The organism is Rhizobium sp. NPDC090279 (assembly GCF_044769665.1).
GTDB lineage: Bacteria > Pseudomonadota > Alphaproteobacteria > Rhizobiales > Rhizobiaceae > Rhizobium.
This window is the reverse complement of record NZ_JBIVYI010000006.1, coordinates 66373-79064: the sequence shown is the minus strand read 5'-3', so window position 1 is coordinate 79064 and position 12692 is coordinate 66373. Positions and strand designations below refer to the sequence as shown.

10 protein-coding genes and 2 pseudogenes are annotated in these 12692 nt (G+C 59.0%); 4 read left to right on the top strand and 8 right to left on the bottom strand.

The genetic code is table 11. The annotated features are described in order from the left end of the window. Positions 1-18: 18 nt before the first annotated feature. The 4 genes from ACIQWP_RS16135 to ACIQWP_RS16120 all read right to left on the bottom strand — a co-directional run bounded on the left by ACIQWP_RS16135 (position 19) and on the right by ACIQWP_RS16120 (position 4049). Positions 19-984 carry an ROK family protein gene (locus tag ACIQWP_RS16135; RefSeq protein WP_402788892.1) on the bottom strand — a complete coding sequence of 322 codons (966 nt, stop codon included), beginning with the start codon at positions 982-984 and terminating at the stop codon, positions 19-21. After that, entirely contained in the window at positions 981-1769 is a 789-nt protein-coding gene (locus tag ACIQWP_RS16130; RefSeq protein WP_402789874.1) for a 6-phosphogluconolactonase, read from the bottom strand. Before ACIQWP_RS16130 ends, ACIQWP_RS16135 begins: the two co-directional genes overlap by 4 nt. 52 nt (positions 1770-1821) lie before the next feature. Further along, a complete protein-coding gene (locus ACIQWP_RS16125) occupies positions 1822-2694 on the bottom strand; it encodes a sugar phosphate isomerase/epimerase family protein (RefSeq protein WP_402788890.1) in 873 nt (290 codons plus the stop codon). A 77-nt stretch (positions 2695-2771) separates the two neighbouring features. Continuing rightward, entirely contained in the window at positions 2772-4049 is a 1278-nt protein-coding gene (locus ACIQWP_RS16120) for an ABC transporter substrate-binding protein (RefSeq protein WP_402788888.1), read from the bottom strand. Positions 4050-4251: 202 nt separating this feature from the next. On the opposite strand from ACIQWP_RS16120, the gene ACIQWP_RS16115 reads away from it, so the two are divergent. Continuing rightward, on the top strand, positions 4252-5343 hold the full coding sequence (locus tag ACIQWP_RS16115) for a Gfo/Idh/MocA family protein (protein WP_402788886.1): 1092 nt from the start codon (positions 4252-4254) through the stop codon (positions 5341-5343). 202 nt (positions 5344-5545) lie between these two features. Beyond that, the gene (locus ACIQWP_RS16110; protein ID WP_402788884.1) at positions 5546-5692 is read left to right on the top strand and encodes a DUF1127 domain-containing protein; all 147 of its coding nucleotides are present in this window, start codon (positions 5546-5548) and stop codon (positions 5690-5692) included. A 51-nt stretch (positions 5693-5743) separates the two neighbouring features. Here the strand turns inward: ACIQWP_RS16110 and ACIQWP_RS16105 are convergent, their stop codons facing one another. Beyond that, the gene (locus tag ACIQWP_RS16105; protein WP_402788882.1) at positions 5744-6223 is read right to left on the bottom strand and encodes a hypothetical protein; all 480 of its coding nucleotides are present in this window, start codon (positions 6221-6223) and stop codon (positions 5744-5746) included. A 92-nt stretch (positions 6224-6315) separates the two neighbouring features. Continuing rightward, positions 6316-8169 (bottom strand): ABC transporter ATP-binding protein, encoded by a 1854-nt coding sequence (locus tag ACIQWP_RS16100; RefSeq protein WP_402788880.1) that lies wholly within the window; start codon positions 8167-8169, stop codon positions 6316-6318. 477 nt (positions 8170-8646) lie between these two features. Between ACIQWP_RS16100 and ACIQWP_RS16095 the strand changes: the two are divergent. Further along, positions 8647-8832: pseudogene (locus ACIQWP_RS16095) on the top strand (hypothetical protein); the annotation flags it as partial. Positions 8833-9033: 201 nt separating this feature from the next. Here the strand turns inward: ACIQWP_RS16095 and ACIQWP_RS16090 are convergent. Together ACIQWP_RS16090 and ACIQWP_RS16085 are read right to left on the bottom strand one after the other, a co-directional pair. Then, positions 9034-9142, bottom strand: a pseudogene (locus ACIQWP_RS16090) (Rrf2 family transcriptional regulator); the annotation flags it as partial. Positions 9143-9343: 201 nt separating this feature from the next. Continuing rightward, positions 9344-10258, bottom strand: a complete 915-nt coding sequence (locus ACIQWP_RS16085) for a DMT family transporter (protein ID WP_402788878.1) — start codon at positions 10256-10258, stop codon at positions 9344-9346. 318 nt (positions 10259-10576) lie between these two features. Here ACIQWP_RS16085 and ACIQWP_RS16080 point away from each other — a divergent pair, with 318 nt between their 5' ends. After that, positions 10577-12676, top strand: a complete 2100-nt coding sequence (locus ACIQWP_RS16080; RefSeq protein WP_402788876.1) for a putative bifunctional diguanylate cyclase/phosphodiesterase — start codon at positions 10577-10579, stop codon at positions 12674-12676. Positions 12677-12692 lie beyond the last annotated feature (16 nt).

Below are 12692 nucleotides of genomic sequence, written 5' to 3'. Positions count from 1 at the left end.
TACCATGACCTTGATCGTTTACCGGTGATTGCCAGATGGCTTCGCGAGCGCAGAGCCGACGACGCCTGCAACCTCGCCGAGCGCCGCAATGAGCAGCGGCATAGACCTGCATCGCTCTGCAAAGATATTATCGCGCATGTACTGCTCCAGCCTTTCGCGATAGCGACCGGTCGAGCAGCCGAGCCCACCGCCGAGAATAACCGCTTCGGGATCGAGCATGTTGACCATCTGCGCGATCAGGCGACCGGTCACTTCCGCAGCCTCGTCAATGACGCGCCGACTGGTGAGATCTCCGTTGGTGCTCAGCGCTTCCAACGTGCGCACGCCGTCTTCTGGGAGCATTCCGCTGCGGCGGCCAAAAGAAAGCTGCATTCCCTTGCCCGAGGCGAAATTTTCGGCATTTGCAACCGCCAGACCAGTATCGTCGTCTCTCGGAAGCGCCAGCGAAGAACTGGCGAAGTGGATGGCAAAGCCGTTGGCGCCTGACCAGGGTTGCCCGTCGATAACCAGCGAATAGCTCATGCCCGTACCGAGCGAGACATAGACAAAGCTGCGGTGCGGCACGCCGGCGCCAAAGCGGGCCTCGGCATGTGCGGCGGCGCGCACGTCGCTGTCGACCATCGCCGGAATGCCGATCATGCCCTCGATCTGCGCTCGGATGGATTCGATCGAGAAATTCCAGTCGCTACAGACGCGGCCTTCAAGATCGACAAGTTCCGGAACGACGATGCCGATCGACGCTGGCGCTTTGCTTTCGGCATTGGCAAGTGCAAGGATGTCGGCGGCGATATCGGCGACATCGCGAAAGATGGCGGCCGGGCCTGCGGCGACGGGAGTTGGCCTGCGTCGAAAATGCGTGACGGCGCCCGTTTCGATATTCACCAGACCGGCGGCGATCTTGGTGCCGCCGAGGTCGATGCCGATGCGATAATCTCCGTCGCTTGGAGAGGCAATGCCGGAATCTTCCTTGCCGGCGCCTGTCATGCCTGGCCTGCCGCGGCCGTATCAAGAAGGATACGAACCTGCTTGCAACGATGAATGATGGTGGCCGGCCATTGCGGATCGAAGCGATCGCTCTGTGTCAGGCGTCTGGCCGCGTCCTTTTTGTGGGCGCCGTGAATGACCATGGCAACGGCTTTCGACAGATTGGCGATGGTGCCGAGACCGACGGTCAGGCCGTGATGCGGCACGGCATCTAACGATGGGAAATCGGGGAATGTACCCAGATTGTCGCGGCGCGTCTCTTCCGCGAGCTTGACGATGCAGCTCGGTCCATCGGCAGGGCTGCCGGGCGGATTGAACGCGACATGACCGTCGGTTGCGCCGGATGCGAGAATGAACAGGTCCACACCGCCTGTTGCCGAGATGCGGGCGTCATAAGCATCGGGATTGGCGGCATCCGGAAACCAGACATGCTCCTTGGGAACCTGATGCGCGGCTTCAATGCCCGCGTTCAGCCGCTGGCGGATCTCGTATTCGGCAAAGCGCCTGCAGCTATTGTGCGCGTCGGGCGGGCAAAGACCGAGACCATCGTCGCCGCCGCCGAGATATTCGTCCATCATAACCAGAACGAGGTTGGAGAGGTCGAGATTGCCGGCCGCCGCCTTGTCCGCCATCGCGTCATAGACCGGTTTTGGCGACCGGCCACTGGGGCAACCAAGGAGAAACGGTTTGCCTTCGGCACGCGCGGCGGCGATAGCTTGCAGTATGTCGGTCGCGAGCACATCGCCGATCTCGGCCGGCGTGCTCAGGATTTCAGCGGAATGCACGGGCAATTTTTCCTCCAGTCAAATCAAGCAGGGTCGGGCCAGCTGCTCGGCCTTAAAGGCCGAGCGTCCTCAGATAGTCGCGATTGTGCTTGGCGATGGGGTAGGGCTTTTCCGGCGGGCAGGGATACATGTCCTGCTCGACCACCGCGAAGCCATCATAGCTGCGTGCTTCGAGGAATTTTACAACCTTCGCAAAGTCGATGACGCCTTTGTCGAGTTCGCACATGACACCCATCTGGAAGGCATCCATGAACGGAATGTTCTCATCCGTGATGCGCTTGCGCAGCGCGCCGTCCATGTTCTTGAAGTGATAGTAGGGAATGCGATCGGCGTGTTTTTCCATGAAGGCGAGCGGATCGGCGCCGGTATAGATGTGATGGCCGAGATCGAAGCACAGTCCGACATGCTCCGGCCTTGTGTCGGCCAGAAGCCGCTCGATTTCAGCCTCCGTCTCGATGCAGGTGCCGACATGCGGATGGAAGACGAACCTCATGCCATATTGTTCGACCACACGCTTGGCCGTCGCTGCGACGATCGCAATCACTTGCGCCCAAGCCTTGTCATCGAGCAGACGATCGCCCGGAGCGGCATAGGATTCGGATTCGTCCATCAGGACGAACCATTCCGCGCCCGCGGCCTTCAAAAGCGCGCAGATCGGTCCCACACGAGCCGCAAGCGTTTCAGCAGAATCGGCAAGCGACAGCGGATGCACGACGCCCGTGCCGCAGAGCTTGATATCCCGGCGACCAAGCTCCGAAAGCAAGGTTTCGGGATCGGTCGGCAGATAGCCCCAGGGGCCGAGTTCCGTCCAGCCGTAACCAGCCTTCTGTACCTCATCGAGATAGCGTTCCCACCCGACCTGCTTCTCGTCCTTCGGATACCAGACACCCCAGGAGTCCGGCGCAGTCGCCACTTTGATCGTCATTGTCTTGTCACCTAATATTCGGGATAAACGGGTCCGCACCGTCGTCTCATCGATGCGGACCTCACTGTCGGAAAGGATTACCAGCCACCGCGCGACTTCAGCGCATCGAGCTTCGATGCCAGATCGTCAATCGCCGTATCGCTCGATGCCGGGGTGGCGAGGGCGGAATGAATGTTATTGGAAATCTCTGTGGAAACGCGCGGATAGTCGCTGCCGGTCACGCTGGTCGGCCGGGTCACGACGTTTTCGAAGGCAGCCTTGGCGGTCGTCAGGAACGGGATGGCCTTCAAGACATCCGCATCGGAAAACAGCGACGAGATGCTCGGAATGTAGGAGCCGGCGATGGCCCGGCGCTTTTCTTCCTTTTCTCCGGCGAGATAGGCGACCAGCGCGGCTGCTTCCTTCGGATGGGTCGAGTATTTCGACACGCCGAGATAGGCGGCGCCATCGATGCCGACATGCTGGCCTTTCGCACCCTTCGGCAGGGGAACCACGCCGACCTTGTCCTTGATGGCGCTGTCGGTGCCATTGGCGAGCGACCAGGCATAGGCCCAGTTGCGCATGAACACGGCATCGCCGTTCTGGAAGACGCCGCGCGAACCCTCTTCGTCATAGTTGAGAACGCCGGCGGGGGAGATCGTTCCGGCCCAACCGGCAGCCGTCTTCAGCATCTCCTTGGCTTCGGGAGAATCGATGGTGATCTTGCCATCGGCGTCGATGAAGGTGCCGGCGCCGCTGCTGGCGAACCATTCGGTGGCGTTACAGACAAGGCCCTCATAGGCGCGACCCTGCCAGACATAGCCCCACATCTTGTCGTTGCCGGCCTTGCGTTCGCCATCCTGGACGAGCTGCGCCGTCGTCGTGAGATCGGCCCAGGTTTCCGGAACCTTGGCGCCGTACCTGTCGAGCAGGTCCTTGCGATAGAAGAGGAGGCCGGTATCCATGTACCATGGCGTCGCGACAAACTTGCCGCCGACCGTGCCTGCCGCGACCGCTGACGGGAAATATTTATCAATGGTGCCTGCGGGCAGCGCGTCCTTGAGGTCGAGCAGGTGGCTTTTCAGCGGCCCGACCCAGACGCCATCAAGTATCATGACATCGACATCGGTCGACTGCGCCGAGAGCAGCTGCTGGTAAAGCGACAGCACGTCATCCCAGTTTGCCGGCATCGTGGTGATCTTGATGGTGTTGCCGCTCTCCTTGGCCCAGGCTTCGGAGCCTTCCTTGCACAATTGCAATTCGATGCCGGAGGACGAGCAGAAGATATTGATCGTCTCGGCCTGCGATATCGCCGGGTAGGCAGCCGAAAATCCGAGAGTGGCGATGCCGAATGCGAATGCCTTGCTGATGTTCATGACGTACTCCCCTTTTTTTAAATCCAGATTATGGATCATAATAACGAGAAGATAACGCCTGTAAATGGAATGCCCCATTCTTTTTCGAAAAATAATCGAACATTCATTCCATTTTGCTGCTTGAGGAAGTTCACTGCTTTCGATAATTAAATGCAGCATCCGAATTTAATTCACATTTTAGAGCGCGGCAGAGGAGTGGAACATGCGATTGAGGGTTGGTCTGGTCGGCCTCGGGGAAGTGGCGCAACTGATGCACATTCCGACGCTTCACAAATTGCAGGAGCAGTTCGAACTGGCTGCCGTCCACGACGTTTCGCCTTCGGTGTTGCAGCAGGTGGCCGATCATTGGAAAATCGCCAGGCGCTACGATACCGCCGGCGCGCTGTTTGCCGATCCGGACATCGATGCCGTATTGATCCTCAGCCCCGACCAGCATCACGGCGAGCAGGCGAGGGCGGCAATCACCGCCGGAAAACATGTGTTCATCGAAAAGCCCGCCTGCCTGACGCCCGCCGATCTGGAAACGCTGGTCGCTGCCGAAGCGGCATCCGACCGTGTCGTCATGGTCGGCTACATGCGCCGCTTCGCACCGGCCTTCATGGCTGCCAAGCTGGAGCTCGAGAATTTCGGGCCGATTTCCTACGTCCGCGTTCGCGACGTGATCTGCGAGGGACCGTGGTTCTTCAACCAGACCGACAAGGTCGTCACGCCGAAGGGCGATATACCGGGTGAATTGATCGACGAGAGCCGGGCGCTTCGCAAGGTAATGATGGACGCCATGTGCGGCGCCGATGCGCCTGCGATCGTCAAGCGCGGTTATGAAGTCATGACCGGGCTTTCTTCGCATTCGCTCTCGGCCATGCGCGATCTCCTGGGCGGTTCGCCGAAGCGGGTGATCGGCGCGCAACTGTCGCAAAATGGCGAACAACTGACCGCGATGTTCGACTATGGAAGCTTCACCGCAATCTACGAGTGCCTGATAGACGACATCGCGCGCTTCGATGCGGGCATCGAGGTCTTCTCCAAGAACAAGCGCCTGAATTTCCGCTACAACACCCCTTATCTGCGCAATCTGCCAATGACGCTCGAAGTGCAGGAGAGCACAGTGACCGACAATCTCGTGCGCACGCTTGGGCCGTTCCATGCGGACCCGTTCCAGATCGAACTCGAAGCCTTCTACAATTCCGTCGTCAACGGCGCGCTGAACCGCACGCCGCCCACGGACTCGCGAGAGGATATCGAGCTTTTCTCGAAAATCCTCGCAGCCGCCAAGTCGATCCTGGCGGCCCAATAACGGTTTGCTTGCTGTAACATTGCAGATACCAGAAGGGGCGAGCGAATGTGCCGTCGCTCGCCCTGAAAATTCCGGCCAGTGCGGTAGCGCTTTCGCCGATGATAAGCTTTGCAAAAGCGGCATGGCTATCCTGCAGGCATGTGCATTTTATTTAGGCGGGTAAATGCCTATCTCCTGCGCAGCAACAAAGGAGACCGCAAAAATGAAAGTATTTGAGAAGATTAGACGCTTCAGCGAACAGCGCAGAGCAATCCGAGAGCTTTCCGCCCTCGACGATCATGTTCTTCGTGATCTCGGCATTTCCCGCTCGCATATTCCTTACGCTGTCAGCGGCGCTCGCGGCAACTGAGCCTTGCCTTCGCGCGCATACCCTTGAGGTATGCGCCGCCGCGAAGCCGCATTAGCAGTAGCCGAGGATTGAAAAGATCGATTTCGGCGCCTCAACCCTGAAATACAGCGTATCGCGGCAGTGGGGACAAACGGCATCCGTGTCCGTGGAATAGGCCGGCTTCGCCAGCTTTCCTCTATTCTGTCGAAGAGCCTCGACAATCCGAACGGATGCTTCCGCATACGTCAAGGGATCAGCCGTTTCCAGAAACGGTTCGAGACGAACGCGAACCGTCCGCGACCAGATCAAAACCACAGACAAATTCCAGAGCATGGGCGCAACAAGCCGCCTCAATGTTCCATAATACTTATTATCTGATGTTTGTTTTGCCGGGTGATACACTCCATTTTCAAATGCAACGAAGAGAATGCGAACGTCACCGACCTGGCAGCCGTCTCTCGGCGTGAACTGGCACACCTGGCTCGCCATCTCAACAATCAGCCACGCAACTGCCTCGGCTGCAAAACGCCAACGGAAGTGTTCACGGCGCATTGGCAGAAAGAGACGTGATCCCCCACCCTAAACGCCGGCGCGATGGACTTGGCTTAGCTTCTCCAGTTAGAAATTTTGCGACAAGGGCCAGGTTAGCTAATCTCGTCGGGAATAAAGCCACCGGTTTGGTGCTTCCACAAACGGGCAAACAGACCATCCTGTCCAATCAGTTCATCCGGCCCGCCTTCTTCCACGATACGTCCTTGATCGAGCACAACTATCCGGTCCATCCTGGCAATCGTGGAGAGGCGATGTGCGATAGCGATCACCGTTTTTCCCTCCATGACAAGGTTAAGCCTGTCTTGGATGGCAGCCTCAGATTCGCTGTCGAGGGCGGAAGTTGCCTCGTCCAGCACCAGGATCGGCGCGTTCTTCAACAATACGCGGGCGATGGCGACGCGCTGGCGCTGGCCGCCGGACAGCTTAACGCCGCGGTCGCCGACGAAGGCGTCATAGCCCTTGCGGCCTTCGCTGTCGGCGAGATCTGCAATAAAGGTGTCCGCACTCGCCATCTTGGCGACGGCCTCGATCTCCCCACTGCTCGCCTCCGGCCGGCCGTAGCGGATATTGTCGCCGACAGAGCGGTGCAGCAACGCGACATCCTGGGCGATGACGCCGATGGCGCGGCGCAGGCTGGCTTGCGTGACTGCGCGGATATCCTGGCCATCGATCAGGATTGTGCCGTCCTTGATGTCGTAGAAGCGCAGGAGCAGGTTAGCGAGCGTCGTCTTGCCCGCGCCGGAGAGGCCGACGAGGCCGACCTTCTCGCCGGGGCGGATCATCAGCGAGAGATTGTCGATGACGGGTTTACCTGCCTTGTAGGCAAAGCTGATATTGTCGAAACGGATTTCGCCGCCGGGCACGGCAAGGTCCAGCGCACCCGGCCGGTCGGTGATGGTGGGAAGTGTCGTCATGACCGGCATGGCGTCCTTGATCGTGCCGATCGCCTGGAAGATCTGCTGGCCCATCTGCAGGAATGTAAATGTGTGACCGGAGAGGCGGTTGAGAACATAGACGGCGGCCGTGAACTCGCCGATCGTGACGAAGCCGTCGACGAGCCCGGTAAAGCCGATCGACAGGATGGCCAGCCAGTGCATCATGTTGAGGACGACGACGATGACCTCCGAGGTGCGATAGATGCGCTGTTCGCTCTGCTGCGCTTTGATAGCCCTGCCGATGATGCCTCTGATGGCGCCGGCCTCGCTGTCTTCCGCGGCAAATTGTTTCACCATCTGCATATTGGCGTAGAGATCGGTGACGGCGCCGGAAATGAGGCTGCGACGCTTGGCAGAGCGGCGCGCGCGCTCAGTGAAGACGGGCGCCAGCCTAATGGCGAGCAGCACGTTGAGCGTGATCCAGACGATGGACGGCAGGGCAAGCTGCCAGGAGAGCGCGCCCAGAAGGATGACGGAGCCGACCATCTGCATAATGAAGCGCGGGATGGACTGGAAGGCCGAGATGACCTGTTGCTGCACGGCAGACGCCACCTGCTGCAGGCGCGAGGCGACCTGGCCGGCATAGAGATCGTGGAAGAAGGCGAGGTCCTGTCGCTCCACCGCCCTGTGGCCCTGCCATTGAATGGCGGCCGGCATGCCGATGCCGAGCGTATGCGAGTTCAGCGTATTGACGAGGAACGAGCCAATCGGGATGCAGGGGAAAAGCATCAGGCCGAGGAAGATCAACAGCATCCGGTCGTTATGCAGGAAAGCGGCGGCACCCTGCTGCGTGACGCCATCAACAATGACGGACAGGCCCCAAACGATGGTCAGGCTCATGGCTTCAATCGCCATGGTGCAGAGGGCGAGCGTGATCAGGATGCCGCGAAACATAGAGATGAAGTGCAGGAGAACGGCGACCGGCCCCTTCGACGGCAACGGCCGATAGGGAATATCGAGCGGTCGGATCAGGCTTTCGAAGGGGCGGTAGATCGCATCTGAAATTGACATGGTGCTCGAACTCTAAATGAATGGGAGGGCGAGGACTCGGCAGCCGGAACAAGACCACCTTCCAGCTGCAATCTCAATTGGAACATCTCAGCAAATGTCGGGATTCTTGCGATGGTAATCGTGCAGAAGGCTTCCTGGCATGCACAAGCGGCTTTCAATTGCGATGGAAAGTGAAACCTGTTTATCTAATGCGAATGATAACTGGCTGGACAGCAAGAGGCTGCGTTTGAGATGGCCCCATATTTGCTATTACTTTTCCTCTTCGTCACATGCGGCCTCGTCAATATGACACGCCCTCGAAATTCCATTAGACCAGTGAGTGACCGAGACGTGGAAAACGCCTACAAGGAGGCTTTCAAAATTGTGTCCAGGGAGACGGTAGAGCGACGAAGGGTCGTAAGCCTCCTTCTGGTGATTGCATTGCTAATCGACATGCTCCTCATCATCTGGATAGTTCGCTTCGCCTGATAGGTCGGCTTGCCAAACGCAAGGAGGCCCCTGGACGCGCGGGTATCCCGGTTCATCCGGAACCAACAGGTCGAGCGGGACCAAGACCTCAGCGATCTGGCCCGCTTTGCCCCTAGCCTTCTCCTGCTCAACGAGCGCTTCACAGCAGCCGATGCCTACCTGTGGACCATTTTGGGCTGGTCCGGCCGCATCGATGTCGATTTGTTGTCCTACAAGAACATCAATCGCTTTATCGAAACGGTACGCAGCCGCCCGCGGTACAGGCGGCTCTTCATGCCGAGGGTTTGGCTTGAAGCCGACTGTGTCCGGAAAGATCTGAAGGAACCGAAGCGATGGCCTGCGCGAGCGGGCCATCGCTATTGGTCGGCTCCCCTACGTGGAACAGCGGAACAATCAGAAAAGCCTTGGAAAGATACTCCTCGAGAAGTCCGTGAAACTTGGCCGGCGCCTTGGTGGAGAGATAACGGCCGTCGGGCGGGCCTGCAAGAATGGCGCAACGATGCAATGCCCAATGGTTTGAGTTAGCCCGTTGTGCTTATGGCCAGATCGAGGCGAAACTTGTTCTTGCCGTCGAGCAGCCAATCTCCTCAGCGCCAATTGACGCTACCCTGCGGGACTTCGCTTCCACGGTGAGCAAGACGATTCCCCTACCCCAAATGCCGCCTGCCGCAAATGCACTGGATCGCCGAAAGCTGGAACGACTGTCTCAATGCCCATCCCGAGCAACTGCCTCTTTCGGGACCGTATCGACCAAGCTCTTCCGATGGAAGATGAAAAGCCCGGCAAGCACGATGATGACAGAGCCGATGATGATCTGAGCGTCGGGAATATCGCCGAAGAACACGAAGCCCAGCACGATGGCCCAGACAAGCAGGCTGTATTGCAGCGGCGCGAGCAGCGATGCTGGAGCAAGCTTCAAGGATCGGGTTATCAGCATGTGAGCGCTGCCGGCCACGATGCCGAGGGCGAGCATGGCGCCGAAATCGAGCGCTGACGCGGAGCGCCAGTTGCCGATGCTGAGCACCAATCCGGCAATGAGCGCGCCGACCGTCTGCCACGCAACGAGCGTCGCGTCGCGCGTCTGCCGCAACCGCCGTCCAAGCACGAGGGTCAACGCAAAGGCGAGACTGCCGCAAAGGCCGAACAGCGATGGCCAGGAAAACATTGCCGTAGAAGGCCTGAGCGCGATCAATACGCCGATAAAGCCGACCAAAACCGCCAGCCAGCGTCGCCAGCCGATCCTCTCTCCCAGGAAGAAATGCGAAATCGCCGCGACATAGATTGGGCCGGCCATATAGAAGGTCATGACATCCGCAAGCGGCAGATAGGTGACGGCGGCATAAAACAGGGCAACATCGAGAGTTGTCATGACGACGCGCAAAAGCTGCAGAGGTGGCCGTTCCAGGCGGAAGAGCGCGTCACTGCCCTGCCGCGCGATCATCGGCGCCAGAATGATGAACGAACCGAATGAGCGGATAACCAGAACCTGGCCGACGGAGAAACTCGCGACCAGCCACTTGCCCATGGCATCGTTCAACGAAAACAGGAAGTCGCCGAGAAGCATCAGAAGCATGCCGGCAAGCACGAGATTGCCACTCGCCGCGGCTTTGCCAAAGCGCATGCCGATTTATCCTTGCGAATCCTGCGTTTCTACCACCTGCGCTTTAGCCGGTTTTGCCCTCTGCACGCAATGGCGTCGCGGCAAACAGTTTATCAAAAAGATCCATCAGCTCACGATGCGTAAGCTTCCGCGCACCCTTCGCAGGCATATGCAATCTTCCTGTAAAACTTGAGCGGATGTTTATAAATTCTATTGTATGATAACATTTATTTGAGCGGACGGGCCAAAGCTCGTCAGCCGGCGACCAATCTGCCGGTACGCTTTCATGGTTGTAGATTGCCGGCCGATATTGTCCGCATGCCGGGTGAGAGAACATAGATGACGCAGCAGCCGGATGGATCGCCAGAGTCGACGCACCGAGACCAGGCCGGTGCGGAGGAGCAGGTCCGCGAGCCGCGTGAATTGTTGCAGGCTCGCTATCTATCCCTCGCGGAGCGTTACGAATGGCTCGAGGCGATGATCAATTATGTACCGGACTATATCTACGCCAAGGACAGGAATGGCCGTTTCCTTTTTGCCAACCTGGCGATCGTCCTCAACAATGGCTTCACCCATGTCGACGAGCTGATCGGCCTCACGGACGCCGAAATTCACCCGATGGCCGATGCCCACAAGATCGAGGAGGTCGAGCGGCATGTCATGGAGACCGGCAAAGCCGATCTTGGTGTCGAAGAGCCGCGCCTCAAGGGTGAAGGCTGGCTCATGATGTCGCGCGTGCCGCTGCGGGACAGAAACGGCGGCATCATCGGCGTCGTCGGCGCATCCCGCGATATCTCCGCGCGCAAACGCGCGGAAAAACTGATGAGCGCGCAGACGAAACTCCTGCAGGATGTGGCGCGTGGCGTCGAGCTCGATGTGTTTCTTAGGGATGCCCGAACCCTTCTCGAAGGACTGCTTAACGGCAGACAGGTCGGCTTTGTTCTCAACGGCGAGCAATCCGAATCCATTACCGGCGATATTCTGGAATTTCCCATCTTCTCGCGGGACGGCGGCCGACATGGAGCCTTGGTGACGGTGGAAACGGATGGCGACGAGGCCGGGCTTATGGAGTTCCTTGCCGGCATAGCGCAAACCGTTGGCATTGCCATCGATCGCCATCGGGACATCGCCCACATCGCCTATCTCGCTGAACATGACGCGCTCACCGGCTTGCCGAACCGCATGCTGCTCGACCGCAAGCTGAGTGTGCTGCTGGAAAAAGCGTCACGGAAACGAAGCTCTCTGGCCGTTGCCTTTGTCGACCTCGATAATTTCAAGCTGGTGAACGACACCCTCGGCCACGCAGCCGGCGACGAATTGCTGATGGTGGTTGCTCAGCGCATATCGACCCATGTCGGTAGCCGCGGCATCGTGGCGAGGATCGGCGGCGACGAATTCATCATCGTTCTCGAAGGTTCCCCCGAACCGATAGAGGAGAGGCTCGCGTCCATTCTTGGAAACATATCCAAGCCAATGACCGTGCGCGGCGTCGAGATCCGCGTCGGCTGCAGCATCGGTGTGGCTTGCGCCATGGAGCACGGCGAGACGGCCTCGGAACTGTTTGCCAATGCCGACATGGCGCTCTATCGCGCCAAGGAAGCCGGGCGCAACGCCATTCGACTGTTCACGCCGGCCATGGCGGAAGATGCCCGCAACAAGCTGATCCGCATCGAGGAACTGCGACGCGCTGTGGAGCGGGACGAATTCATACTCCACTACCAGCCGCAAAAAGAGGTCCGCAGCGGCAGAGTGATCGGTGTAGAGGCTCTGGTGCGGTGGCAGCATCCTACTGAGGGCTTGTTGCCTCCCAGCGCCTTCATCCCGCTTGCCGAGGAAACGGGACTCATCGTCCCGCTCGGAGAAATCGTTCTGCGCAAAGCCTGTCAGCAGACCAGAGCGTGGCAAGATCGCGGTCTGCCCACGATGCGCGTCGGCGTTAACGTATCGGCACGGCAATTCCTGGAAAGTTCGCTGACAGGTCAGGTCGCATCCGCGCTGCGGTCCGCGGATCTCGATCCGCAATGGCTCGAGCTCGAGTTGACGGAAAGCTTGATCATGCGCGATGTCGAGGGGGCCATAGAGCGGATGCATGAGCTGAAGAAGCTGGGCGTCAGCCTTGCAATTGACGATTTCGGCACCGGATATTCAAGCCTGAGCACGCTCAGGCGTTTCCCGCTTTCCCGGCTGAAGATCGACAGATCGTTTATTGCCGATATCCCGGAAAAACCCGGCGATATGGCGATTACGTCAGCCATCGTATCGCTTGGCAGAACTCTTGATCTGGAGGTCGTGGCGGAAGGCGTCGAGACCGAGGAGCAGGCCCGTTTTCTCGAAGGCGCCGGATGCGAGCTGCTTCAAGGCTATCTGTTCGCCAGGCCGCTTCCCTCCTCCGAACTCGAAAGCCTGATTGCCGGGACAGTCGCCGTCGCGGCGACTTGACGTTTGCCACCGGCGG